At 60.2% G+C, this 22,412-nt stretch carries 21 protein-coding genes; 14 read left to right on the top strand and 7 right to left on the bottom strand.

Annotation, left to right across the window (positions count from 1 at the left end; translation table 11 throughout):
* Positions 1 to 6: 6 nt before the first annotated feature.
* Positions 7 to 774 (bottom strand): DUF8692 domain-containing protein, encoded by a 768-nt coding sequence (locus RIB87_RS11035; protein WP_350146528.1) that lies wholly within the window; start codon positions 772 to 774, stop codon positions 7 to 9.
* 145 nt (positions 775 to 919) lie between these two features.
* Here RIB87_RS11035 and RIB87_RS11030 point away from each other — a divergent pair, with 145 nt between their 5' ends.
* Complete coding sequence (locus RIB87_RS11030; RefSeq protein WP_350146526.1) at positions 920 to 2,419, top strand: UbiA family prenyltransferase; 1,500 nt, start codon at positions 920 to 922, stop codon at positions 2,417 to 2,419.
* Positions 2,420 to 2,429: 10 nt separating this feature from the next.
* A complete protein-coding gene (locus RIB87_RS11025) occupies positions 2,430 to 2,849 on the top strand; it encodes a GtrA family protein (protein ID WP_350146524.1) in 420 nt (139 codons plus the stop codon).
* Positions 2,850 to 2,852: 3 nt separating this feature from the next.
* Here the strand turns inward: RIB87_RS11025 and RIB87_RS11020 are convergent, their stop codons facing one another.
* Positions 2,853 to 4,163, bottom strand: coding sequence for a hypothetical protein (locus RIB87_RS11020; RefSeq protein ID WP_350146522.1), 1,311 nt, complete (start codon positions 4,161 to 4,163; stop codon positions 2,853 to 2,855).
* A 210-nt stretch (positions 4,164 to 4,373) separates the two neighbouring features.
* On the opposite strand from RIB87_RS11020, the gene RIB87_RS11015 reads away from it, so the two are divergent.
* Genes RIB87_RS11015 through RIB87_RS11000 form a run of 4 tightly spaced genes read left to right on the top strand, consistent with a single transcriptional unit; the run spans position 4,374 to position 8,340 of the window.
* A complete protein-coding gene (locus RIB87_RS11015) occupies positions 4,374 to 5,546 on the top strand; it encodes a DSD1 family PLP-dependent enzyme (protein WP_350146520.1) in 1,173 nt (390 codons plus the stop codon).
* Between the two features lie 34 nt (positions 5,547 to 5,580).
* Positions 5,581 to 6,741, top strand: a complete 1,161-nt coding sequence (locus RIB87_RS11010) for a 6-phosphofructokinase (RefSeq protein WP_350146518.1) — start codon at positions 5,581 to 5,583, stop codon at positions 6,739 to 6,741.
* Positions 6,742 to 6,771: 30 nt separating this feature from the next.
* Complete coding sequence (locus RIB87_RS11005) at positions 6,772 to 7,869, top strand: 6-phosphofructokinase (protein WP_350146516.1); 1,098 nt, start codon at positions 6,772 to 6,774, stop codon at positions 7,867 to 7,869.
* 27 nt (positions 7,870 to 7,896) lie between these two features.
* Positions 7,897 to 8,340 carry a RidA family protein gene (locus tag RIB87_RS11000; protein ID WP_350146514.1) on the top strand — a complete coding sequence of 148 codons (444 nt, stop codon included), beginning with the start codon at positions 7,897 to 7,899 and terminating at the stop codon, positions 8,338 to 8,340.
* 25 nt (positions 8,341 to 8,365) lie between these two features.
* Here RIB87_RS11000 and RIB87_RS10995 read toward each other — a convergent pair whose 3' ends face one another.
* Positions 8,366 to 9,238: an isocitrate lyase/PEP mutase family protein gene (locus RIB87_RS10995; protein ID WP_350146512.1), complete on the bottom strand. Its 873-nt coding sequence runs from the start codon at positions 9,236 to 9,238 to the stop codon at positions 8,366 to 8,368.
* Between the two features lie 158 nt (positions 9,239 to 9,396).
* Here RIB87_RS10995 and aptA point away from each other — a divergent pair, with 158 nt between their 5' ends.
* A complete protein-coding gene (aptA, locus tag RIB87_RS10990) occupies positions 9,397 to 10,776 on the top strand; it encodes an omega-aminotransferase AptA (RefSeq protein ID WP_350146510.1) in 1,380 nt (459 codons plus the stop codon).
* A gap of 215 nt (positions 10,777 to 10,991) precedes the next feature.
* Here aptA and RIB87_RS10985 read toward each other — a convergent pair whose 3' ends face one another.
* Positions 10,992 to 11,765 (bottom strand): SDR family NAD(P)-dependent oxidoreductase, encoded by a 774-nt coding sequence (locus tag RIB87_RS10985; protein ID WP_350146508.1) that lies wholly within the window; start codon positions 11,763 to 11,765, stop codon positions 10,992 to 10,994.
* Between the two features lie 300 nt (positions 11,766 to 12,065).
* On the opposite strand from RIB87_RS10985, the gene RIB87_RS10980 reads away from it, so the two are divergent.
* Positions 12,066 to 12,752, top strand: a complete 687-nt coding sequence (locus RIB87_RS10980) for a YiaD family glycine zipper/OmpA-like lipoprotein (protein WP_350146506.1) — start codon at positions 12,066 to 12,068, stop codon at positions 12,750 to 12,752.
* Between the two features lie 127 nt (positions 12,753 to 12,879).
* On the opposite strand, the gene RIB87_RS10975 is transcribed toward RIB87_RS10980, so the two are convergent.
* Positions 12,880 to 13,362: a glutathione peroxidase gene (locus RIB87_RS10975; protein WP_350146504.1), complete on the bottom strand. Its 483-nt coding sequence runs from the start codon at positions 13,360 to 13,362 to the stop codon at positions 12,880 to 12,882.
* Between the two features lie 81 nt (positions 13,363 to 13,443).
* Positions 13,444 to 13,986 carry a gamma-glutamylcyclotransferase gene (locus tag RIB87_RS10970; protein WP_350146502.1) on the bottom strand — a complete coding sequence of 181 codons (543 nt, stop codon included), beginning with the start codon at positions 13,984 to 13,986 and terminating at the stop codon, positions 13,444 to 13,446.
* A gap of 162 nt (positions 13,987 to 14,148) precedes the next feature.
* Here RIB87_RS10970 and RIB87_RS10965 point away from each other — a divergent pair, with 162 nt between their 5' ends.
* Positions 14,149 to 15,456 carry an EAL domain-containing protein gene (locus tag RIB87_RS10965; protein WP_350146500.1) on the top strand — a complete coding sequence of 436 codons (1,308 nt, stop codon included), beginning with the start codon at positions 14,149 to 14,151 and terminating at the stop codon, positions 15,454 to 15,456.
* Positions 15,457 to 15,502: 46 nt separating this feature from the next.
* Positions 15,503 to 16,402: a TIGR01459 family HAD-type hydrolase gene (locus RIB87_RS10960; RefSeq protein WP_350146498.1), complete on the top strand. Its 900-nt coding sequence runs from the start codon at positions 15,503 to 15,505 to the stop codon at positions 16,400 to 16,402.
* A 20-nt stretch (positions 16,403 to 16,422) separates the two neighbouring features.
* On the opposite strand, the gene RIB87_RS10955 is transcribed toward RIB87_RS10960, so the two are convergent.
* Entirely contained in the window at positions 16,423 to 16,809 is a 387-nt protein-coding gene (locus tag RIB87_RS10955) for a response regulator (RefSeq protein WP_350146496.1), read from the bottom strand.
* 269 nt (positions 16,810 to 17,078) lie between these two features.
* Between RIB87_RS10955 and RIB87_RS10950 the strand changes: the two genes are divergently transcribed.
* From RIB87_RS10950 to RIB87_RS10935, 4 genes are all read left to right on the top strand, one after another.
* A complete protein-coding gene (locus RIB87_RS10950; protein ID WP_350146493.1) occupies positions 17,079 to 18,017 on the top strand; it encodes a bifunctional riboflavin kinase/FAD synthetase in 939 nt (312 codons plus the stop codon).
* Positions 18,018 to 18,254: 237 nt separating this feature from the next.
* A complete protein-coding gene (gene ileS, locus RIB87_RS10945) occupies positions 18,255 to 21,149 on the top strand; it encodes an isoleucine--tRNA ligase (protein WP_350146491.1) in 2,895 nt (964 codons plus the stop codon).
* A 2-nt stretch (positions 21,150 to 21,151) separates the two neighbouring features.
* Entirely contained in the window at positions 21,152 to 21,703 is a 552-nt protein-coding gene (gene lspA, locus RIB87_RS10940; RefSeq protein ID WP_350146578.1) for a signal peptidase II, read from the top strand.
* An 88-nt stretch (positions 21,704 to 21,791) separates the two neighbouring features.
* On the top strand, positions 21,792 to 22,376 hold the full coding sequence (locus RIB87_RS10935) for a DUF3035 domain-containing protein (RefSeq protein ID WP_350146489.1): 585 nt from the start codon (positions 21,792 to 21,794) through the stop codon (positions 22,374 to 22,376).
* Positions 22,377 to 22,412 lie beyond the last annotated feature (36 nt).

The following is a 22,412-nucleotide window of genomic DNA, read 5'->3' as shown; positions in this document are numbered from 1 at the left end:
GAGCCTTTATTCGCCCGCAGCAGGAAACTGGCCAGAGGCCGTTCTGATCTGTGGGGCAGGGGCGCGGGCATGGTTGAAAACCTGTTGCCTGTGCTGCGCATACCGCCCGACTGTTGCTCGCGACGGGTCAAACTGGTCCAGCAGCGTTGCCACAAACAGGCTGACGCCCAGCAGTTCAAGCCCTTCTTCCACGCTGATGGTCAGCGCGTAATAGGCGCTCATGCGGTAGCCATTGTAGTCGAGCCAGCCGCCAAGCATCTCCATGCCCAGAGCGCCGAATACAAAAAGTGCGCCATAGATCGCAAATCTGACAAACAGGCCGCGCGGCAGATCCCTGAGCAGCGGCAACAAGACAAGGCCCAGACCGGCAACACATATGAATGCCGGTACAACCCATGCGTAAAACAGGAAACCGCCAAAGCCGAAGGCTGACCTGAGAGGATCAATCACGCCTTCATGAAAGCTGGCCGCCTCATCAATGGAAAGCACCACAAAGACAAATGCCATGATGGCCCACAAACGCCACAGCCGGTCACCAACCCGCCAGGCCTGTGCCCCCAGTGTGTAGAGCAGCAGCGCTGCCAGCAACATGGCGGATGACCCCCACCATGCGGGCACACTGTTTTCCGCATCCAGATCAAACTGCCGCAAGTCCTGCACAATCGTGTGGCCACCGACATTCAGCATGAATGCCTCGCGCGCCAGCCCGGCAGCAAAAACGGCCAGCGATACTGCAAAGATCACGTATTTTCCGGTCTGCGGATCAAGGCGCATTGGTGCGCTCCATTTTCTTCTTATTGTGAGACAGGCCGTCGGCCCGATTTGTGACCCATACAAATCGCGTGCCGCGCCTTAACCCGGTCTTTGGCCCTCGTCCTGCACAGTTGCGCAAAGGTTCAACCAGCAGGAAGCCCCCCAAATGCCTGCCATCCCTGATACACAGCACCCGCCTTTAGTGGTGCCAATGCCAGTAACCCCCGGCAAACCGGCGCAAATGCCGCTTGTTCTGGACCTGGATGGTGCGCTCATTCGCACCGACATTCTGTTTGAGACATTTGTCGCGTATGTGCGCGAAAACCCGCTGCGCCTGTTTCAGGTTGCTGCATGGGCGCTGCGGGGGCGTGCCGTTTTGAAACAAAAGCTGGCCCGTGCCGCGACACTTGATGTTGATGGCCTGCCCGTCACCGAAGATCTGGTGAGCTACGCGGCCCGCGAAGCCGCCCATGGACGCATGGTGTGTCTGGCCACAGCAACCGACCGTCTGATTGCCGACCGGATTGCCGAACGGTTCCCGTTTATCTCCAAGGTTTTTGCAAGCGACGGGGAAACCAACCTCAAATCCTCCGCCAAAGCAGCCGTGCTGACCAAAGCATTTCCCGATGGTTTTGAGTACGCAGGCGACAGCCGCGCCGACGTGCCGGTATGGCGCGCGGCGTCGCGGTCTATTGTGGTGAATCCGACGGCAGGCGTATTGCGAGCCGCGCGCACCATCCGCGAACCTGAGCAGGTGTTTGCGCGGCCCAAAACCGGCTTCAGATTTGTTGCCAAGGTTTTGCGCCTGCACCAGTGGGCCAAGAACGGACTCATTTTTGCGCCGCTGATGCTGGGCGGGTTGCTGTTTGATGCCTCCGCCTGGGTGCTGGCCGGCGCGGGCTTTCTGGCCCTGTCGCTTCTTGCTTCGGCGACCTATCTGCTGAACGATCTGTTTGACCTTGCCGATGACCGTCGCCATTGGTCAAAAAGCAAACGCCCGCTGGCATCAGGCAGGCTCAAAATCGCTCATGCCCTGTTGCTGATCCCCGCAGGCATGATGTCAGCCTATGCGATTGCCGCATGGATCGGCCCCATCGCCATCGTGTTCCTCACCGCCTATCTGGCGCTGACACTTGCCTACTCGTTCAGGCTCAAGCGTATTGAACTGCTGGATGCGGCTGTGCTCGCCACGCTGTTTACGCTGCGCCTTGGCTTCGGTGTTGCGCTCGCCAGCGTTGCCCTGTCGCCGTGGCTGCTGGTGTTTTCCATGTTCTTGTTCCTGTCACTGTCGTTTGCCAAACGCCATGTTGAAGTCACCCGCATGGAAGCACGCGGTCGCAAGGAAGCGGCCGGCCGCGGTTACAAGGCGGGTGATGGACCCATGGTGGCGATGATTGGTGCAGCGTCCGGTCTTGCTGCCGTGCAGGTGATGGTGATGTATGTCATGAACGAGGCGTACACCGCAGGCACGTACACTCAGCCCCTAATGCTGTGGGCCGTGCCGCCGATCCTGTTTTTGTGGATCGCCCGCGTCTGGCTGTTGGCCCAGCGTGGCGAACTCGACGACGACCCTGTGGCATTTGCCGTCAAGGACGGTCCAAGCCTGCTGCTGGGTGCCGTGCTGGGTATGGTCTTCCTCGCCGCGCTGTTCGGCTCACCGGTCTAGGATCGTACCAATGACTGAATGGAAACGTGTGCTGCGGTTTTTGGTGGTCGGCACTCTTGCCGCCGCCGTCAACTGGCTGGCACGCATCGCGCTTTCCGCGGCTTTTGCGCCTGCCTTGAGTTTCGAAGCCGCGGTCCTCATCGCCTACGCCATCGGCATGATGAGCGGTTTTTTGTTGTATCGCGCCTATGTGTTTCCCGAAGCTGCCTTGCCCATGCATGTCCAGGTGCGCCGCTTCGTGGCGGTCAACCTCGTGAGTGCTGCGCAGGTGTGGCTGGTGGCCGTTGTGTTATTGCGGCTTGTGTTCCCGGCGATCGGGTTTGATCTGTTCGCCGAAGCAGTTTCTCATGGTATCGCCATCGCGCTGGGCGCTGCCACAAGTTATGTGGGGCATCGGCTGGTGACCTTCAGGGCCGGGCAGCCGGCCTAGCTGTCAGGCGACGCCTGCAACCTTGAGTGCGGCCATGGTCACCAGATTGAGCGCCATCGCGTAGCCCACGAGCACGGCGAGTATCGCCCGCCACTCCTTGCGCACGGTCGGGGCGAGCAGCAGCATCGCGATCGGCAGCCAGTCCAGTGCATAGCGTTGGACATTGTACTGGCTAAAGCCGTTGGAATGATAAAACAGCGTGATGCCGCAAATTGCCGCCGCCGTGATAACGCCAATGAAGGTGATCCGGTGACGCTGCACAAACGCCAGCAGCAGCAAGAACGGGCTGGCCGCCAGTATCGACGTACCAAAATCATCAACGCCGACGATGCGCGTCACATACGGCCCGCCAAACTCGATGTGCAGCCCCTGGAAGAACATGTAAACGACGTTGAACAGCAGATAGTCCTGCGCAAACAGCCCAACATCCTTGATCCGCAGGCTGATTACATTGTCGTCGCCCGGTGCCACATCTGCGGCGATATACGCATAGCCCGTATCAAGCGGTGCCCCGAAGCGCACATAATTGTACAGGCAATAGGCGGCCACAGCGCCCAGCACCGGCAGGCCCATTTTGAGCGCGCGAACAATGCGCTCCTTGTTGATGCGAAACAGCGGCTCGTCATCATTGAGCATCAGCGCAAACAACAAGGGTGCATACAGGATGGTCATTTGGCGCGACAAAAACGCCATGCCCAGCATGGCACCAGCCAGCCACGCATTGCGTCGCTCGATTGTGGCCCAAAGCGCCATCGACACAAAAAAGAAGCCCACAAGCTGTGCGAAAAACCACACCTTGTCGCCGCGCAGCGCCACATAATAAAGCGGCGTGGCAAACACCAGCGCGATGAGCAAAATCAGTGTCCGCGTCTGGTCTGGCCCGGCGGCGGAAAACAGCCGCGACCAGATGAACGCAATCAGCAGCAGCAATGCCAGTGAAATGGGCATGAAATGCGCAAAATCCGCGCCCTGTCCGCTCGCCGCCACGAAGGGCAGCGCCACCAGCGCAGGGGCAGGCGGAAAAATAACGTAGGTCCGGCCTTCAAACGTGGCGCAGTCACCGTCAAAGCATTGGTCTGAATGCAACTGGCCCGACAACCACGAGTCCGCCAGCACTGCGTAGGAGTTGGTACCGGCTTCCTCGCTCAACACGCGCATTGCCAGCCCGGCTGATAGCGCACAGCCAAGCAACACGAGTATGGAGATCAGCAACCAATAGCGCGGCGCAGACACGGCAGGCGGCATGTAGCCGCGCTGAGCATCGTTGCTGTCGCCAGGTGCCGCATCCTGCGGTGCTGTATCCGTTGCCGTCATCAAAGTGCTCATGCAAAAAAAGCAGCCAATAGCTGCAAGATTGCAGAACACTACCGCCACGGCAGTTGCCGCCGCCTTAACGCGGTAAACGGACGGTAAGCTGAGCCGACTGTTACGCCCGCGCCTGTTTCGCGCATGTTGGCTATCCGCCTGCGTGCCTTTAAGGTTTGGGTAACCATCCGGTGCAAAACCGGCACACGAGAGGTCTCCATGTCGCAGCCTGCCAGCCGAACTACAGAACTTTCCGTCAACGCGCATATGATTGGTCAGCAGGGGTCTGCGCAGTCTCTCAACACGCCTGCGCTGGTGCTTGACCTGGATGCCTTTGAGCGCAACCTCACGCGCATGATGGAGCATTGTCATGCCGTTGGCCTTGGCCTGCGCCCCCACGCCAAAACCCATAAATCGGTTGAGATTGCCCGCCGCCAGATGAGCGCGGGCGCTGTCGGCATCTGCGTTGCCAAACTGGGCGAGGCAGAAGTGATGGGGCGCGGCGGCATTGACAGCGTGCTCATCACGTCGCCGGTCGTAAAAACTGACGGCATTCGCCGCCTCATCGCGCTGAATGGGCTCATTCCCGACCTGATGGTGACAATTGACAGTCTCGACAACGCGCAGGCGCTTGCCCGCGCCGCAGCGCCGGAACAGGGCGGACCCCGCCCCCTCAAGGTGATTGTCGATCTCGATATTGGCCTGCACCGCACCGGTATTGCGCCGGGGGAAGGAGCAGCGGAGCTTGCAGAGTTTGCGGCAGCAAGCCCCGGCCTCAAGTTCATGGGGTTGCAGGCCTATGCTGGCCATCTGATGCACGTTGCCGACTATGCCGAACGCAAAACAAAGTCCCTGGAGGCCATGGCACAGCTTGCGGCGATGCGCGAAATGCTCCGTGAACGAAGCATTTCCTGCGAGATATTGACCGGCGGCGGCACCGGCACCTGGGACATTGACCATGAGGCTGGGGTGCTGACGGACCTTCAGGCCGGCAGCTATCTGTTCATGGACACGGAATACAATGCCGTGGCCCAAAAGGATGGTGCCGCGCAGGCATTTGAAACTTCCCTCACCATCCAGACGACCGTGGTGAGTGCCAACACGCCGGGCATCGCCACAACAGATGCGGGCATCAAAAGCATGGCAACCGACCAGAAGTCATTTGTCATCCGGTCAGGCGCGCCCGACGGCACGGCGTATTTTCTGTTTGGCGATGAGCAGGGCGGGCTTGCTTTCCCTGACAAGGATACAGGACTTGCGCCGGGCAGCGTGCTCAACCTTGAAACGCCGCACTGCGACCCGACGGTCAATCTCTATGACTGCTACCACGTGGTGAAAGACGGCGCGCTGGTGGATGTGTGGCCGGTTGATACGCGCGGCAAGTCAGCATAACGCCCATGTCATACAAAATTGCTCCACTGGCTCCATGCGTATAGGAATTCTCACCGGCGGCGGCGATGTACCCGGCCTTAACCCCGCCATTCAGCAAGTCACGCGTGAAGCCTGCGCACGGGGCTGGCAGGTGGTCGGCATCCGCAATGGCTGGGCAGGTCTGCTGGGCATCAATCCGGACGATGATACAGCAAACGCACAGCATCTTATGCCGCTCGACCGCCACACGACGCGGGGCATAGATCGGTTTGGCGGCACAATCCTGCATACCGCCCGCCTGCATCCCGACACAGTGCGTGAGGCCGACATGCCCGCGTTCCTTGAGCCACAGGCTACATACGATGACCGCCGCTGGGCGGACATGACACCTCATATTCTGCGTGTGATCGACCATCTGAAGCTTGACGCGCTTGTGCCCATCGGCGGTGACGGCACGCTGGGCTATGCGGCGCGGCTGGGGGAGGAGGGGGTACCTGTGCTCGCCATTCCCAAAACCATGGACAACGATGTTCAGGGGACGGATGTCTGCATCGGTTTTCCCACAGCCATCACGCGCTCCATTCGCGCGGTGCATGAGTTGCGGGGTACGGCATCTGCGGAGGCAAGCATCGGCGTGATTGAACTCATGGGCCGACACTCAGGCGAAACAGCGTTGCTTGCGGGCTATCTGGGCTCTGCTGACCGCACCGCCATTGCCGAGGTTCCGGTTGATGTTGAGCGGCTGGCCGCGTTGCTGACGCAGGATTTGCGGGCAGGCGGGGAAGCGGGTGCCGTGATGGTGATTTCCGAAGGGGCAACGCTGGAGGGCGCGCAGGCCTCAGCAGATGATCCGGTGCGTACCGACAAGTTCGGCAACAAGCGGCTGGGTGGAGTAGGCGACACACTGGCACGTGACCTGACGCAGCGTCTGGGCGTGCCTGCTTTCTCGTTGCAGCTTGCTTACCTCATGCGCGCAGGTGCTCCCGTGTCGCAGGACAGTCTGATCGCCCGTGCCTTTGGTACGCTGGCCGTTGAACTGATTGCAGCAGGCAACACGGGTCGCATGGTCGGGCTGCAGAACGGTAAATACACCTCTGTGCCCATTGCCCGCACCGGCGAAGGCGCGTCGCAGGTGGACGTTGAACGCTACTATGAAACCGCCACCTTCATGCCGCGTATCACCCGCCCCGGCATGGGCCAGTCGCTCAGCTTTTGAGTATCCATCAGTACAAGGACGGTTTTGACCATGCGGATTGGCGTTCTGACCGGCGGCGGTGATGTGCCAGGCCTCAACCCGGCCATTCAGGCGATCACCCGCCAGGCCACACGGCTGGGCTGGGACGTGGTCGGCATCCGGCGTGGCTGGCTCGGGCTGCTCGATTTTGATCTCGACGACCCTGTGACCTCGGCCGAGAACTGGCTGATGCCGCTGACACCCAAAAGCGTGCGGGCAATTGACCGTGTCGGCGGCACTCTTCTTCAGACTTCGCGTATCAACCCCGACATAATGGCTGATCGCACAGCCCACGTGCTGGCGGTGCTCGAACACCTTGAGATTGATGCACTCATCCCGATAGGTGGCGTTGATACGCTGGCCTATGCCGCTCACCTCAGCGACCAGGGTGTGCGCCTCAACACGGTGCCCAAAACCATGGACAACGATGTGTTCGGCACCGACTATTGCATCGGTTTTTCCACCGCCATTACCCGCTCTGTTGACGCCATCAACGCCCTGCGCACACCCACCGGCAGCCATGAGCGCGTTGGCATTGTGGAGTTGTTCGGCCGCAAGTCCGGTGAGACAGCGCTGATGTCCGGCTATCTCGCCGACGCCGACCGGGTGCTGATCGCCGAGGTGCCTTTTGATATGGAAGTGCTTGCTGAAAAGCTTGAAGCGGACCGCATCGACAACCCGTCCCGCTATGCTATGGCGGTGGTCTCTGAGGGTGCGCGCATCAAGGGCTGCGACACGGTGGAGTATGGCGAAGTTGATGCGTCGGGCCAGCGGCGGTTGGGCGGCATTGGAGATGCCATCTCAGAAGAGTTCAAACGCCTGACCGGCACCGGCGTCATCTCGCAGCGCCTCGCCTATGTCATGCGGTCGGGCACCCCTGACGCGCTTGATACCATGGCCGCCCGCAGTTTTGGCGCCATGGCCGTGCAGTTGCTCGATGAGGGCAAACACGGCCTGATGATGGCGATCCGAGACGGCACCTATGAAAGTGTCAGCGGACATATCTGCGTCGAGGGAGAGCGCCGGGTCGATGTGGATGCGCTCTATGATGCTCAGCAGTATCGTCCGCGTATTCAGCACATAGACGGGAGACCCATGTTTTTGGGCTGATGACCTGACCTCAAAGGAAACCACCTAATGAAAATGCTTCAAAAACTGCTCCCAGCCCTGGTGGTGCTTGCGCCAGCTTTGGCGCTCGCCGCAGACATCACCCATCACTCGTCCGGCGCATTTGAAGGTCAGAACCTGCCCTTCACTGAAGCCGTTGAAGCCCACGGCCTGGTCTTTCTGTCCGGCCAGATCGGTGTCAAACCCGGCACGCTGGAGCTGGTCGAAGGCGGCATTGAAGCGCAGGCCCGCCAGACCATGGACAATATCAGCGCGACGCTTGAAGCGGCCGATCTCACCTTTGCAGACATCATAAAATGCACAGTCATGCTCGCCGACATGGCTGACTGGCCAGCCTTCAACGCGGTGTATGTGGATTATTTTGAGGCCCCATACCCGGCCCGCTCAGCCTTTGGCTCAAACGGCCTTGCACTGGGCGGCGCGTTGGAAGTGGAGTGCATTGCTGCGCACTAAGAAGCAGGTAACAAAGCAACCAGGCCTACTTTTTGTCCAACTCTGCGGCTTCCGCCAGCATCTCCGGCAGGCCGATCGTTTCGTTGTACCCCTGAAACGTCACCCGGTCTTCGCTGTCCGGCAATTTGCCGTGTGCCAAAAGTGTTCCGTATACGTCCTGCAGGCGTTTGGTGACGGCCAGAAGCGCTGTCACCGGGAAAACAGCTATCCTGTACCCCATCTGCTCAAGCTCTTTGGCAGTGAGGTAGGGCGTTTTGCCGTCCTCCACCATGTTGGCGATCAGGCAGGTATCTGGAAAAGTCTCGCAGATTTTGACCAGTTCCTTTTCTGAGCGGGGTGCTTCAACAAACAAGATATCGGCGCCGGCGGTGAGATATGCCTCGGCGCGTTTCAACGCATCTTTCATGCCGTTCATGGAGCGTGCGTCGGTGCGGGCCATGATCTTGAAGTCGGTGCTGTCGCGGGCATCGACAGCGGCGCGGATTTTTGCCGCAGCGTCAGCCATTGGCACCACTTCCTTGTTTTCCATGTGGCCGCAGCGCTTTGGAAACACCTGGTCTTCAAGCTGAATGCACGCGGCCCCCGCGCTTTCATAAAGGCGTGTCAGGCGCGCTGCATTGAGCGGGCCACCATGACCGTTGTCGCCATCGGCGATCAGCGGTGCGGGTGTGGCTGACGCTGCCAGCGCGCGCACGCGGTCTGCCATTTCCGTGGCGCTCATCAGGCCAATATCCGGCACACCAAGCGTTGAACCCGCAGCGCCAAAGCCCGTCATGTACACACACTCAGCGCCTGCCTGCATGGCTACCTTTGCCGACAGAGCGTCATAGGCACCCGGTGCCACAAGAATGCCTTTGCGCTTGAGGCGGCGGGACAGGGTTTTGGCGGCAGTTGTCATGGGCGATGCCTTCGGCTTCAGGTGGGGGCGGGCAGGGCAGATATTCAGTGCTTGATGATTTATCAGCGCGCCCATGTCTGATAGCGTTTGCAACCCCGTACCGGCAAGTGGTGCCGGGCTATTGAAGCGGCGGGCGTAGGGCGCGGGAGCACACCACCATGACACCCCCAGACGATTTTGGACCTGACGCAGGCAAAAGTGCTGCAACGCCAAACGACCTTGACGCGTTCTGGATTCCGTTCACGCCCAACTCAGAGTTCAAGCAGCGCCCGCGTCTCGTGGCGCGTGCAGAAGGCATGTATTACTACACGCCAGAAGGTCGTCCTATTCTTGATGGTACGGCAGGCTTGTGGTGCGCCAACGCGGGCCATTGTCGGCCGCAAATCGTGGCAGCTATCCAAAAGGCGGCGGCTGAACTTGATTTTGCCCCATCGTTTCAGTTTTCCCATCCCAAGGCGTTTGAGCTGGCGTCGCGCATCGCGTCATTGGCACCGGGCAAGCTCAACCACGTGTTTTTCGGCAATTCAGGATCTGAAGCTGATGATACGGCGCTGAAAATCGCACTCGCCTATCACCGGGCAAAAGGCGCGGGCACCCGTACGCGCCTGATTGGCCGCGAGCGCGCCTATCACGGCACGGGCTTTGGCGGTATTTCGGTAGGTGGCATGGTGCTCAACCGCAAATGGTTTTCGGGTGCCATGTTGCCGGGCGTCGATCATCTGCCCGCCACCTATTCGCGCGACCATCAGGCGTTTACCAAAGGACAACCTGAATGGGGCGCACATCTGGCGGATGATCTGGAGCGGCTGGTGGCGCTGCATGATGCCTCCACCATTGCCGCCGTCATCGTGGAGCCCATGGCAGGTTCCACCGGCGTACTGCCGCCGCCTGTAGGCTATTTGCAGCGCCTGCGCGACATCACCCGCAAGCACGGTATTCTGCTCATTTTCGATGAAGTGATTACCGGCTATGGGCGGCTTGGGGCGGCCTTTGCCGCTGAGCGCTTTGGCGTTGTGCCCGACATGATTACCTTTGCCAAAGGTGTCACGTCGGCGTCGGTGCCCTTGTCGGGCGTTATCGTCACCGAAGACATCTACGATACGTTTCAGGACAGCGTGGCCGGTGCAGACCATGCCATTGATCTGTTTCATGGCTACACATACTCAGCCCATCCACTGGGCTGCGCTGCTGGGCTTGCCACACTTGATCTGTACAGGGACGAAGGGCTGTTTGAACGCGCCGCTGCCATGGAAGACATGTGGGCAGACGCGGTGATGAGTCTGCGTGACCATCCACTGGTTGAAGACATCCGTCAGCTTGGTCTGACGGCTGCTTTTGACCTTGCACCGGTTGCAGGCACGCCTGCCAAGCGCGGCTTTGACGCCATGCGGGCTGCCTTCCACGACCATGACCTGATGGTGCGCGCCAGCGGTGACACAATCTGCTTGTCACCGCCGTTGATTGTGAGCCAAAGCGAAGTGGGCGACATTGTGGCACGCACCCGCAAGGTATTCGATCAGGTGTCGTCAAAAACCTAATCAGGGCAGTGGGTTGGGCCATCACGCGGGTGTTACCAAAAATCGGGTGGGGCGGACTTGTGCAGGCTCAGGTGCAAAACCATATGTCGGCCACACCCGGATTTCCCCTGTGCCAGTCAGCATCCCCCCTCCCCTCTGGCCTGCACGGGCCCGGGCTTTGAACCCGGTGGCACTTGACCTGCCACCGGGTTCTTTTTTTGCGACGCGGGAGCTTGTTAGCCGCCGGTAATGGTGGCTCCGCCATCAATCGTCATCGTTTGGCCAGTCATGAAGGCGCCTGCGTCGGACGCCAAAAACACCGCCGCGCCGGCAATCTCGTCGGGAATGCCAATGCGCTTGAGGGCAGAGCCGGATGTGGAGGCCTTGAGAATGTTTTCATCGTCCCACAGCGCCTTGGCGAAATAGGTTTTGATGAGCCCCGGCGCGATGGCGTTGGCGCGGATGCCTTTGGCGCCATATTCAACGGCCAGATTGCGTGCCAACTGCATGTCAGCCGCCTTGGAAATGGCATAGGCCCCCAGAATGGGTGAACCCTTGAGTCCGCCGATGGATGAGATGATGGTAATCGACCCGTCGCCGCGCTCCAGCATCTGCGGCAGCACCATGTTGCACAGCCAGTGGTTGGACTTGATGTTGACGTCCATCACCTTCTGGAATGCTTCGTCGGGAATATCTGCCGACGACCCAAAATAGGGGTTCACGGCCGCATTACATACCAGCGCATCAATCCGGCCAAAGGCCTTCATTGTGGCGTTGACCAGTTTTTGAAGTTCTTCCTTGTGGGAAATATTGCACGGGATGGCCACCGCCGTGCCGTCGCCGTGGGCGGCGTTGATTTCTGCGGCCACAGCATCGCACGCATCGGCCTTGCGGCTTGAGACCACAACTTTTGCGCCGTGCTCCGCCATGCGCTTCACAATCGCTTCGCCGATGCCTTTGGTGGAGCCGGTGACGAGCGCCACCTTGCCGGTGAGATCAAACAGAGACATGGAACAATTTCCTCCTGGTTTTTTGTTTTGCAGCACTCCCGCGCCATGCCGTGCTAGTCTGCGGCATAGTGAGAAGCGGATTTGCTGCGTTTCCTGCGGTTTTCGGATCGACATATACCAGATCACGCGTCCACGGGGAGCAGGCATCGGACAGCCATTCAGGTTGTATTCATGCAGCAGCGATGACGCTGATACACTTACGGGGTGAATGGGGAGCATGTTGCGCCAGGGCGCAACCACCGTTCAGCCGATTTTGGATTTTGCGCCCCGCCGGGGCCGCTACAAAGGACGGGACACATCATGAAAAGAGCAATGGCATTGGTCGCCGCGAGTGCATTCGTACTCGCCGCGTGCACGACGGATCCTTATACGGGTGAACGCCAGGCCTCCAAGGCGGGCATCGGCGCGGGCATTGGCGCAGCGGTTGGCGCCTTGGGCGGCGCGCTCATCGGCGGCGGCGACACCCGCACCCGTGTATTGATTGGCGCAGGCGTCGGCGCGCTGGCCGGTGGCGGCATTGGCTACTACATGGACCGCCAGGAAGCCCAGCTTCGTGATCGCCTGCGCGCATCCGGTGTGAGTGTCACGCGCGTGGGGGACAATATCATCCTCAACATGCCCTCCAACATCACGTTCGCTGTGAACCAGTCCGACATTCAGCCGGGCTTTTACGAGGCGCTGAACTCAGTTGCCATCGTGCTCGAAGAATATGACCAGACGTTGGTAGATGTGCTTGGCCACACGGATTCAACCGGCAGCGACCAGTACAACATCGACCTGTCGCTGCGCCGCGCAAGCTCGGTTGGCCAGTATCTGGTGAGCCAGGGCGTGGATAGTCGCCGCCTGCTGGTGCAGGGATTTGGCGAACAGCGCCCGGTTGCTTCCAACGATACGGAAGCAGGCCGTGCCGCCAACCGGCGCGTGGAAATCCAGATTTCCCCGCTGCGCGCAACCTCGTCGCTTGATGCAGGCAACACCGCGCTGTAGCCCTGCGCCCGTCTGACACAAACAAAAGGCCCGGCCGCTTTTCGCAGCCGGGCCTTTTTGCATGTGACCCCGACCCAAAAAATTGTTACCCGGCCCTGATCCGGGATCCAGAGCCGCGGGCGCGCGCTCAGGCGTCGTCCAGTACCAGCCGCAAGTCACGCAGCAGATCATCCGACATTGGCGTTACCTTCGGGCCGAAACTCTTGATGAATGAGCCATCCGGTCCGACCAGCAGCTTGTGAAAGTTCCAGCCGGGCACAGCCTCGTCACCGCCTTCGGCCGCCGCCCATTTGTAAAACGGGTGTGCATCACCGCCGATCACCTTCTGTTTGGCGGTCATCGGAAAATCCACCGAATACGTGGCCGTGCAAAAATCGTGAATCTCGGCCTCCGTGCCGGGTTCCTGCGCACCAAAATCGTTGGACGGCACACCAAGTACCACCAGCCCACGATCCTTGTAGCGCTCCGCAAGACGTTGCAGGTCGCCATATTGCGGCGTGAACCCGCATTCGCTGGCCGTGTTCACCACCAGCAGCGTCTGGCCTTTGAAATCGGCAAGATTGATATCGCCGCCGGTGATGGCGGAAAAACTGAAATCATGAGCGCTCACGGGCAATCATCCTTTGTGGGCAATGCAAGCGGGGTTTGTAGCAGATTTTGCTCTGCTGTTCTCAAATCGCGTGAAGCTGCGTTATGTGCGCCCGGTGATATGGGGCAGCAGTGCGTGAAGGTCGCTGTGCCGGACGCCGTGGCGTGTTAGGGCATCGGCTGACAGTCTTACATAATCAGCGGCGCGTCCCTTACGTCCAAGACCGGTGTTCAACCGCCGCAGAAAGTCGCCCCGTGGCTGCGCTGTCCGGAACCGTCCGTTAGTCGGGTGTGCCAAATAGGTGAGTGCACTCACGCGGTCGCCACCGGCCAGCCGGGCTGGCACCATTGCCGCCAGATAGGCCCATTCGCGCCGGGAAAGAGCGGGCAAGGCGTCGGCAGCCTGTGCCTCGGTGAGCAAGAACGCCACGCCCTCAACAGTGCCGCCGGGGTGCAGACCCGCCGCAAGCCCCGGCCGCGATGACCAGCCATAGGAAGTGGTGGCAATCATGCTCATGCGGCGGTGCCAGCCTGTGACACGTGCGCGTTCAGCCCGCACATACTCAAACCCCGGCTCCCACATCAAGGAGCCATAGCCGAATATCCAAAGCCCGGCGGGGCTGATGGGTGGGGAGCGGTGTCGCATGGGCCGGCAGATTAAAGGCCGCGCGGCGGTTGCGTAAATGGGTAGCGCGCGCGCCGCACATGATTTTGTGGTTAACACTTTGTCAAAGAGTGGCAGCGAAACTGGCAGTTAAACGACCAAAGCTGCGCGCGGTGGCGCACCGATAAGGACTGTCTCACGCCCATGCCGTCCCGTTTCAACAACGGCCTGATCTTCGCGTCTTATGCCATGATTATCACTGGCATGACGGTGGCGTTGCATCGCGCGGCGGGTGTCGAGCTGTCGTCTGCGATTCTCATTGGTGCTGTCGCCTTGCTGTTTGCCGGGCAGGTCCACGCGCTGGCGGGACGCATTTTTGAGCGCACCACGTCAGACGCTGAGTTGCGCGGCCTGCGTGCCGTGACCGCCTCCATGAGTCGCGACCTTGAAATCATGCGCGAGCAGGTGGCTGAACTGGAAACCGCGCTGGATACTCAAACCTCGTTGCGCAACGAACAACTGTCATCGGAAGTGCGCCTCGTTGAAACGCTGGTCAAGGGGCTGGCTGAAAGTGTCGAGGCCGGAATGGGCGGGGGCACAAGCGCGCCCGCAAAACCTTCACGCCGCGCGGGTGATCGGGTATCGCCGCCCGTCGCCGATCAGACACTGCTGCCGCTCAGCAATGCCGACGCGAAGGCTGTCACCGAAGGCGAAATGATCGAGACCATTCGCGCGTCGCTCGAAGCAAACCGCGTTGACCTTTATCTTCAGCCCATTGTCACCCTGCCGCAGCGGCGCATACGGTTCTATGAAGGCCTCACGCGCCTGCGCGGCAGTGAAGGCGAAATCATCATGCCCGGCGACTACATGCGCGTGGCAGAACCCGCCGGCATGATGCCGGTGGTGGATAATCTTTTGTTGTTCCGCTGCGTGCAGGTGGTGCGCCGACTGGTGGCACGCAATCGCGAAATTGGCGTATTCTGCAACATCTCCGCGCACTCGCTATTGGACTCCGAGTTCTTTCCGCAATTCGTTGAGTTCATGGAGCACAATGCGGATCTGACAAAGCATCTGTATTTCGAGTTCTCGCAGGCCGCCGTTGATGGGCTCGGCCCGATCGAAAAAGCCAGCCTCGAAGCCCTTCACGCGCGCGGTTTCCGTTTTTCTCTTGATCACGTGCGCCGTCTCGACATGAACCTCAGCGACCTCTACGACGCAGGCTTCCGCTATGTGAAAGTGCCTGCCCCGCTGTTGCTGGGAGATTTGCGCGGCACCGGCTCCCTGGTGCGTGCCGACGACATCAAGGCGCTGTTTGAGCGCAATGGCCTCGACCTGATCGCCGAGCGCATCGAAGACGAACGCGCTGCTGTGGGCGTGCTTGATCTCAACATCAACTATGGTCAGGGATTCCTGTTCGGGGAGCCGCGTGCGGTGCGGGAGGACGCGCTCTCCGCCCCTGCTGATCCCAAAGCCAACGCTGCCGAAGAACTGCGGATGGCCCGCGTCTCATAGGTAATGCTGCTTGACGAAATAAGGTGCGCAGGATACGCCGCGCGACATGTCAGCATCATTTCCGGTTTCCACCAAACTCATTTCCGATCTGTCGCAAATTGCGCCCGACTATGACGCGATCCTGTGCGATGTGTGGGGCGTAATCCATAATGGCCAGCGCCCGCATGACGCAGCCTGCGCCGCTCTGGCCCGGTTTCGGCGCGAGCGGGGGCCGGTCATTCTCGTCTCCAACTCGCCGCGTCCGGTGGAAGGCATTCCCCCTCAACTCGCCACTATAGGTGTGCCGGAGGATGCCTGGGACGCCATCGTCACATCAGGTGATGCAACACGCATGATGGTGAAGGAAGGCGATTTCGGCAGCCGCTGCTTTCACTTGGGACCGCAGCGCGACCATTTGCTGTTTGAGGCAATGAATGTCACCCGGTCAGGTGATGCGGAGGCACCCGCAGACTTTATCATCTGCACCGGCCCGTGGGACGACGAGACGGAAACAGCAGAGGATTACCGCAGTCTGTTTGCCGGACTCATATCCCGCAAGCTGCCGATGATCTGCGCCAACCCTGACCTTGTCGTGGAGCGTGGTGACAGGCTGATTACCTGCGCGGGGGCGCTGGCAAAGCTCTATGGCGATATGGGCGGCACGGCGCACTACGCAGGCAAGCCGCACCCGCCGATTTATCGGCTGGCCCGCGAGATGCTGGCAAATCTGGGCGTGCAGCAACCGCCCGACGCATGGAACCGCGTGTTGTTTATCGGCGATGGATTGCCGACAGATATTCCCGGCGCACAGGCGCAGGGGCTTGATGCCCTGTTCATTACGTCAGGTATTCATGCGGGCGAGTTTGGGTCAGACCCGGATCATCCCGATGCGGACAAACTCACAGCCGTGCTGTCGCGCGCAGGGCTTTCGCCGCAGCATGCCATGCCACGTCTTGTCTGGAAATAAACGCGACGGGTAAACCCGGCCTAGAACTCGCCGATCACCGCTTCGATCTTGCTCTTCAGCGTGCCTGCGTTGAAGGGCTTCACGATGTAGTTGTTCACGCCAGCCTTTTTGGCGGCAATCACGTTTTCGGTTTTTGATTCAGCGGTAATCAGGATGAACGGAGTGGGCTTGAGCGTTTCATCGCTGCGCACTTCCTTCAACAACTGGTAGCCGGTCATCGGCTCCATGTTCCAGTCAGAAATAACCAGGCCGTAGCCGCGCTGTTTCATCTTGGCCAGGGCTTCGGTGCCATCGGCTGCTTCATCAATGTCCTGAAAACCAAGCTGCTTCAGGAGATTACGGATAATGCGGATCATGGTCTTGTAGTCATCGACCACCAGAACCGGCATGGACATGTTCACAGCCATTTTTCTGCCTCAGCTTGCTCAATCTGTACGTGCAATTTCTCTGCACCCATCGGCAAAGTAGAGCGCTGGCTTTGAAAAACCGTTAACGCGCAGCATTTGTGCGCAATTCCGGCGTAACCATGATAATTTGTCATTTGGTCCGGGCATCTCGCTCAGGCCCGCGTATGCGGCACTTGACGGATCAGGACCGGGTGCCTAGGTGGACGCGGCCCGAATGTCCGCGCCTCACGTCTCAATATCGAAATCTCAGGGAAAGCCACGCCCCCGTCATGCGGATACTGCGTCATTACAACAAAGTGCCTGATGCAGCGCGCGGTGCCGTGGTGGCCATCGGCAATTTCGATGGCGTGCATCTTGGCCACCAGGCAGTGATTGCGCAGGCCCGCGAGACGGCGCGTGAGCTGGGTGTGCCCCTGGCTGTTCTGGTATTCGAGCCACATCCGCGCCAGTTCTTTGCGCCGGAGGCGCCGTTTTTCCGCCTGTCGTCATTTCGCGCCAAGGTTGCGCTGCTGGCCGGTGAAGGCGTGCAAATCGTCTTTGCCCTGCCGTTTGACGCCGACATGGCAGTTCTCACAGCACCGGATTTTGTCACCGACGTTCTGGTGCGCGGCATGGGTGCCGTGCAGGTGGTGGTCGGCTACGATTTTTGTTTCGGCAAAGGGCGCGCCGGTGACATTTCGGTGCTGCGCTATATGGGCGAGATGGAAGGCTTTGGTGTCACGGTTGTGTCAGCCAAAGGCGCGCGTGACGGCGAGGTGTTTTCATCAACCCGCATCCGCGATGCCCTGAGTGAGGGCAGGGTGGGGGACGCCGCCGCCATGCTGGGCCGCCCCTGGTTCATTGAGGGCAGGGTGCTGGATGGCGACAAACGCGGTCGGACCATCGGCTTTCCCACCGCCAATGTGCCCCTGGATGGTCTGGTGACGCCGAAGCTGGGCGTTTATGCGGTTGAGGTGGAAATAGAAGACGGGCCCCATGCGGGCACTTACAAGGGCGTGGCCAATCTGGGCAGGCGGCCGACCTTCAATAAAACCGACGTTTTGCTTGAAGTGAATCTGTTTGATTTTGCCGGCGACATCTATGGCGCGCATCTTCGCGTATCGCTGATAGACTTCATCCGCCCCGAGCAAAAGTTTGATGGTCTGGACGCTCTCAAGGCGCAAATTGCCAAAGATGCATCCACCGCGCGCGCCGTGCTGGGCGGATAGGCGGCCCAAAGGCTTTGCGCCGCCTGAATCGCACTGCTACAAGCATGTCATGCAGTGGATACCATCACGATTTGGCGGGCGAATTATCAGCCCGGTCCGGGGTTGATGCAGCCGTCAAGGCGCGTCACGGCCGGATCGGGGCTTTAATACCCAAACATTTCCCTCACGTCCTGCGCCTTCGGCCCGTCCGGCACCCGCCGGCACATCCTCAAGGCCCCTATCGAGCCCCTGAGACACATGTCTGAAACACCCGACTACCGCCCGACACTGTTTTTGCCGCAAACCGAGTTTCCCATGAAGGCGGGGTTGCCCGCGCGTGAGCCGGAGCTTCTGGCGCGCTGGGCCGAACTTGATCTGTATGCCCGGCTGCGCGAGGCGCGCAAGGGCGCTGAGGTGTTCAGCTATCACGACGGTCCGCCCTATGCGAACGGCAACCTGCATATGGGCCACGCCCTCAACAAGATATTGAAGGATATGGTGTGTCGTTCCCAATCGCTGCTGGGTCGCGACGCGTCCTTCGTGCCCGGCTGGGACTGTCACGGTCTGCCGATCGAGTGGAAGGTTGAGGAGAAATACCGCAACGCCGGCAAAAACAAAGACGAAGTGCCGGTGCTTGAGTTTCGGCGCGAGTGCCGCGACTTTGCCGCCCACTGGGTGGATGTGCAGCGTGAAGAGTTCAAGCGGCTGGGCATTCTGGCCGATTGGGATCGTCCGTACACCACCATGTCAAACGATGCCGAAGCGGCCATCGTTACCGAGTTCCTGAAGTTTGCCGTGTCCGGCGCGCTGTATCGCGGCTCCAAGCCCGTGATGTGGTCCACCGTTGAAAAAACTGCGCTGGCGGAAGCCGAGGTCGAGTATCACGACCACAATTCGCCCACCATCTATCTGGCGTTTCCCGTGCAGCGGTCCAAAAGTCCGTTTCTTGCGCCGGACCACGACAAGCGCCAGCCGCATCTGGTGATCTGGACCACCACCCCGTGGACCATCCCAGCCAACCGCGCCATCGCCTATGCGCCGGACATGAGCTATGTGCTGCTTGAGGGTGGCCACGACGGCCCGCGCGGCCTTGAGCGAAAATCCTATGTGATTGCAGAACCGCTGCTGGAAGCCTTCCTCAAGGACACCGGCCTCGACCAACCACAGATTGTCACAACCCTCAAGGGCACCGACCTTGAAGGAACCGTATGTGCGCACCCGCTGCGCGGGCAGGGCTATGACTACGATGTGCCCGCATTGGCAGCTGACTTTGTAACCGACGAACAGGGCACGGGCTTCGTGCATGTCGCCCCCGGTCATGGTCAGGACGACTATGTGCTGGGCATGAAGCACGGCATTGAGGTGCCGCACACAGTCTCTGAAGATGGCAGCTACTATGATCATGTGCCGCTGTTTGCGGGCAAGACCGTGCTGCGCCCCAACGGCAAGGATGGCGATGCCAACAAGAGCGTGATGGAAGCCCTGCGCGCGACAGGCCATCTGGTGGCGTCCGGCAGGCTCCAGCATTCCTACCCGCATTCATGGCGTTCAAAAGCGCCGCTCATTTTCCGCAACACGCCGCAGTGGTTCATCTCCATGGAGCATGATGACCTGCGCAAGAAGGCGCTTGCAGCGATTGATGCGGTTGAGTGGTTCCCTGAGCGCGGCCAGGCCCGCATCCGCGCTATGGTGGAAAGCCGGCCTGACTGGGTGGTGTCGCGCCAACGCGCCTGGGGCGTGCCGTTGACGATTTTTGTCAACAAAGACACCGGCGACGTATTGCGCGACGACGCTGTGAATGCGCGCATCCATGAAGCTGTTGCCATGCGCGGCTGTGATGCCTGGTACGACACTGACCCGCAGGTGTTTCTGGGCGAAGCCTACAAATCCGACGACTACGATCAGGTGATGGACATTCTGGACGTGTGGTTTGATTCAGGCTCCACCCACGCTTTTGTGCTGGAAGACCGCGAAGACCAGACATGGCCCGCCACGTTGTATCTTGAAGGCTCGGACCAGCACCGCGGCTGGTTCCAGTCGTCGCTGCTTGAAAGCTGCGGCACCCGCGGCGTTGCGCCCTATCAGCAGGTTGTGACCCACGGGTTCATTCTGGACGAGACCGGCAAGAAAATGTCGAAGTCCGGCAAGAATGCCATGTCACCGGAAAAAATCATTCAGCAGTCCGGCGCCGAGATTTTGCGCATCTGGGTGGCAAGTTCCGACTATCAAAACGACCTTGTGGTCGGCCCCACCATCATCAAGGCGTGTACGGAGAGTTATCGCAAGCTGCGCAACACGGTGCGTTTCCTGCTTGGCAATCTCGCAGGCTTCGATGATGCGGAGCGGGTGAGCGTGGCCGACATGCAGGCGGCACCAGAAGCCGACGGGCTGGGGTTGGAGCTGTTCATTCTCCACCGCCTGTCGGAGCTGGATGCCACCGTGCGTCAGGGCTATGAGACCTACGACTTCACCCGCGTGTTCCATGCCCTCACCAATTTCTGCGTCACTGAACTGTCAGCGTTCTATTTCGACATCCGCAAGGACGCGCTGTATTGCGACGCTCCTGACAGCCTGCGTCGCCGCGCTGCGCGAACGGTGATGGACGAGGTGTTTTCGTGCCTCACCGCGTGGCTTGCGCCGGTGCTGTCGTTCACCATGGAAGAAGCCTGGCTGTCGCGCTTCCCTGACGAAAAAGGGTCCGTGCATCTGCGCACGTTCCCGGACGTGCCGGAAGATTGGCGCAATGCGGATCTGGCAAGCCGCTGGCAGCGTCTGCGCCAGTTCCGCCGCGTGGTAACCGGAGCGCTTGAAGTTGAACGCCGCGAAAAGCGCATCGGTGCAAGCCTTGAGGGTGCGCCACATGTGTACGTAACAGACGACGCCATTCGCGCGGCGCTGGGCGATGTACCGCTGGATGATCTGTGCATCACCTCTGACCTTACCGTCATGCCTGCGGGCGCGTCCGTTCCCGATGGCGCGTTCTCCCTCGACGACGTTCGCGGTGTGGCGGTCATGCCGGTGCACGCGCAGGGTGAAAAATGCGCCCGCTGCTGGAAGCTGCTGCCAGACGTGGGCAGCAACCCGCATCACCCGCAAACGTGCTCACGGTGCGCAACCGCTGTTGCCGCGTGTTCTCAAACGGCGAGCGCGTGACCATGATTGAGTGGCTCAAACGTCATGCGCGGGACGCGGTAACGTCTGTCAAAAACCCCGAACAGCATTTCAGGTCCGGCATCATTCTGGCGGTTGTGCTGGCGGTGGTCGATCGCCTCAGCAAATGGGCAATCCTGTATTGGGTTGATCTGCCCGCACGCCAGAAAATCACCATCACGCCGTTCTTTGATCTCACAATGGTGTGGAACCCCGGCATCAGCTATGGCCTGCTGCCGGCGAACTCGGCTTGGGCGGTGGCAGTGCTGGTGGTGTTTGCGCTCACAGTCGTTGTTGCGCTTGTTGTCTGGTTGTCACGTATTGAGCACAGGTTGCTGGCGGTTGCCGTTGCCATGGTCATCGGCGGGGCCGTCGGCAACGCCTATGATCGGGCCATTTACGGGGCCGTGGCAGACTTTTTCAGCTTCCATGCCTTTGGCTATTATTGGTACGTTTTCAACGTGGCTGATGTAGCCATCGTTTTTGGTGTAGTGTTGCTCATATGGGACTCGGTCTTTGGTCCCTCTGCGCAAAGTGAGCGCGACAAACGATCCTGAGCCCGCGCGCGGGCGGTCAGGCAAATCCGTTGGGTTAATGAGTGCCCCTTTTCCCCGGTGGCGCGGCACAAGAGTGAGAGTGAAGCACGTGACACAGGTTATTGGTTTTTCAGGTTCACGCCTCAAAGGGCTGTTTGCTGCCATTTTTGCTGCCGGATTTCTCGCAGGCTGCGGTGGCGGCGTTGAGGATGCGCTGGGCCTTGGCAAGAACCCGCCCGATGAGTTTGCGATTGTCACCAAGGCCCCGCTCGCCATTCCGCCGGACTTCTCCCTGCGCCCGCCTGTGCCCGGCGCACCCAACCGGCAGGCCCGCTCGGCGCAGGAAATTGCCGCCAGCGCGCTATACCCGAACCGCAGCACCATTCCCGGCAGCGCCGTTTCCGGCAGCGCGGGCGAAGTAGCCCTGCTTGAAGGCGCAGGTGCGACCAATGCCAGCCCGGAAGTGCGTCGTCTGATCGAGAACGAATACCAGTCGCTGATCGAGGCGGACCGCAGCTTTGCCGACCGCATCATTTTCTGGCAGGATCGCACGCCCCAGCCCAGTGCCGTTGATGCCCAGGCTGAAGCCCAGCGCCTGCGCCAGAACGATGCTCTGGGGGAACCTGTGACCGAGGGCGAAACGCCGCGCATTGAACCAAAGCAGGATCGTGGCCTGCTTGAAGGTATCTTCTAGTCACCTTGCTTGCGGCCATCGGCGCCGGTCCCACTT

This window comes from Pyruvatibacter sp. (genome assembly GCF_040219635.1).
Classification (GTDB): Bacteria; Pseudomonadota; Alphaproteobacteria; order CGMCC-115125; family CGMCC-115125; genus Pyruvatibacter.
The sequence above is the reverse complement of the archived record's forward strand: the minus strand, read 5'-3'. Positions and strand labels throughout refer to the sequence as shown.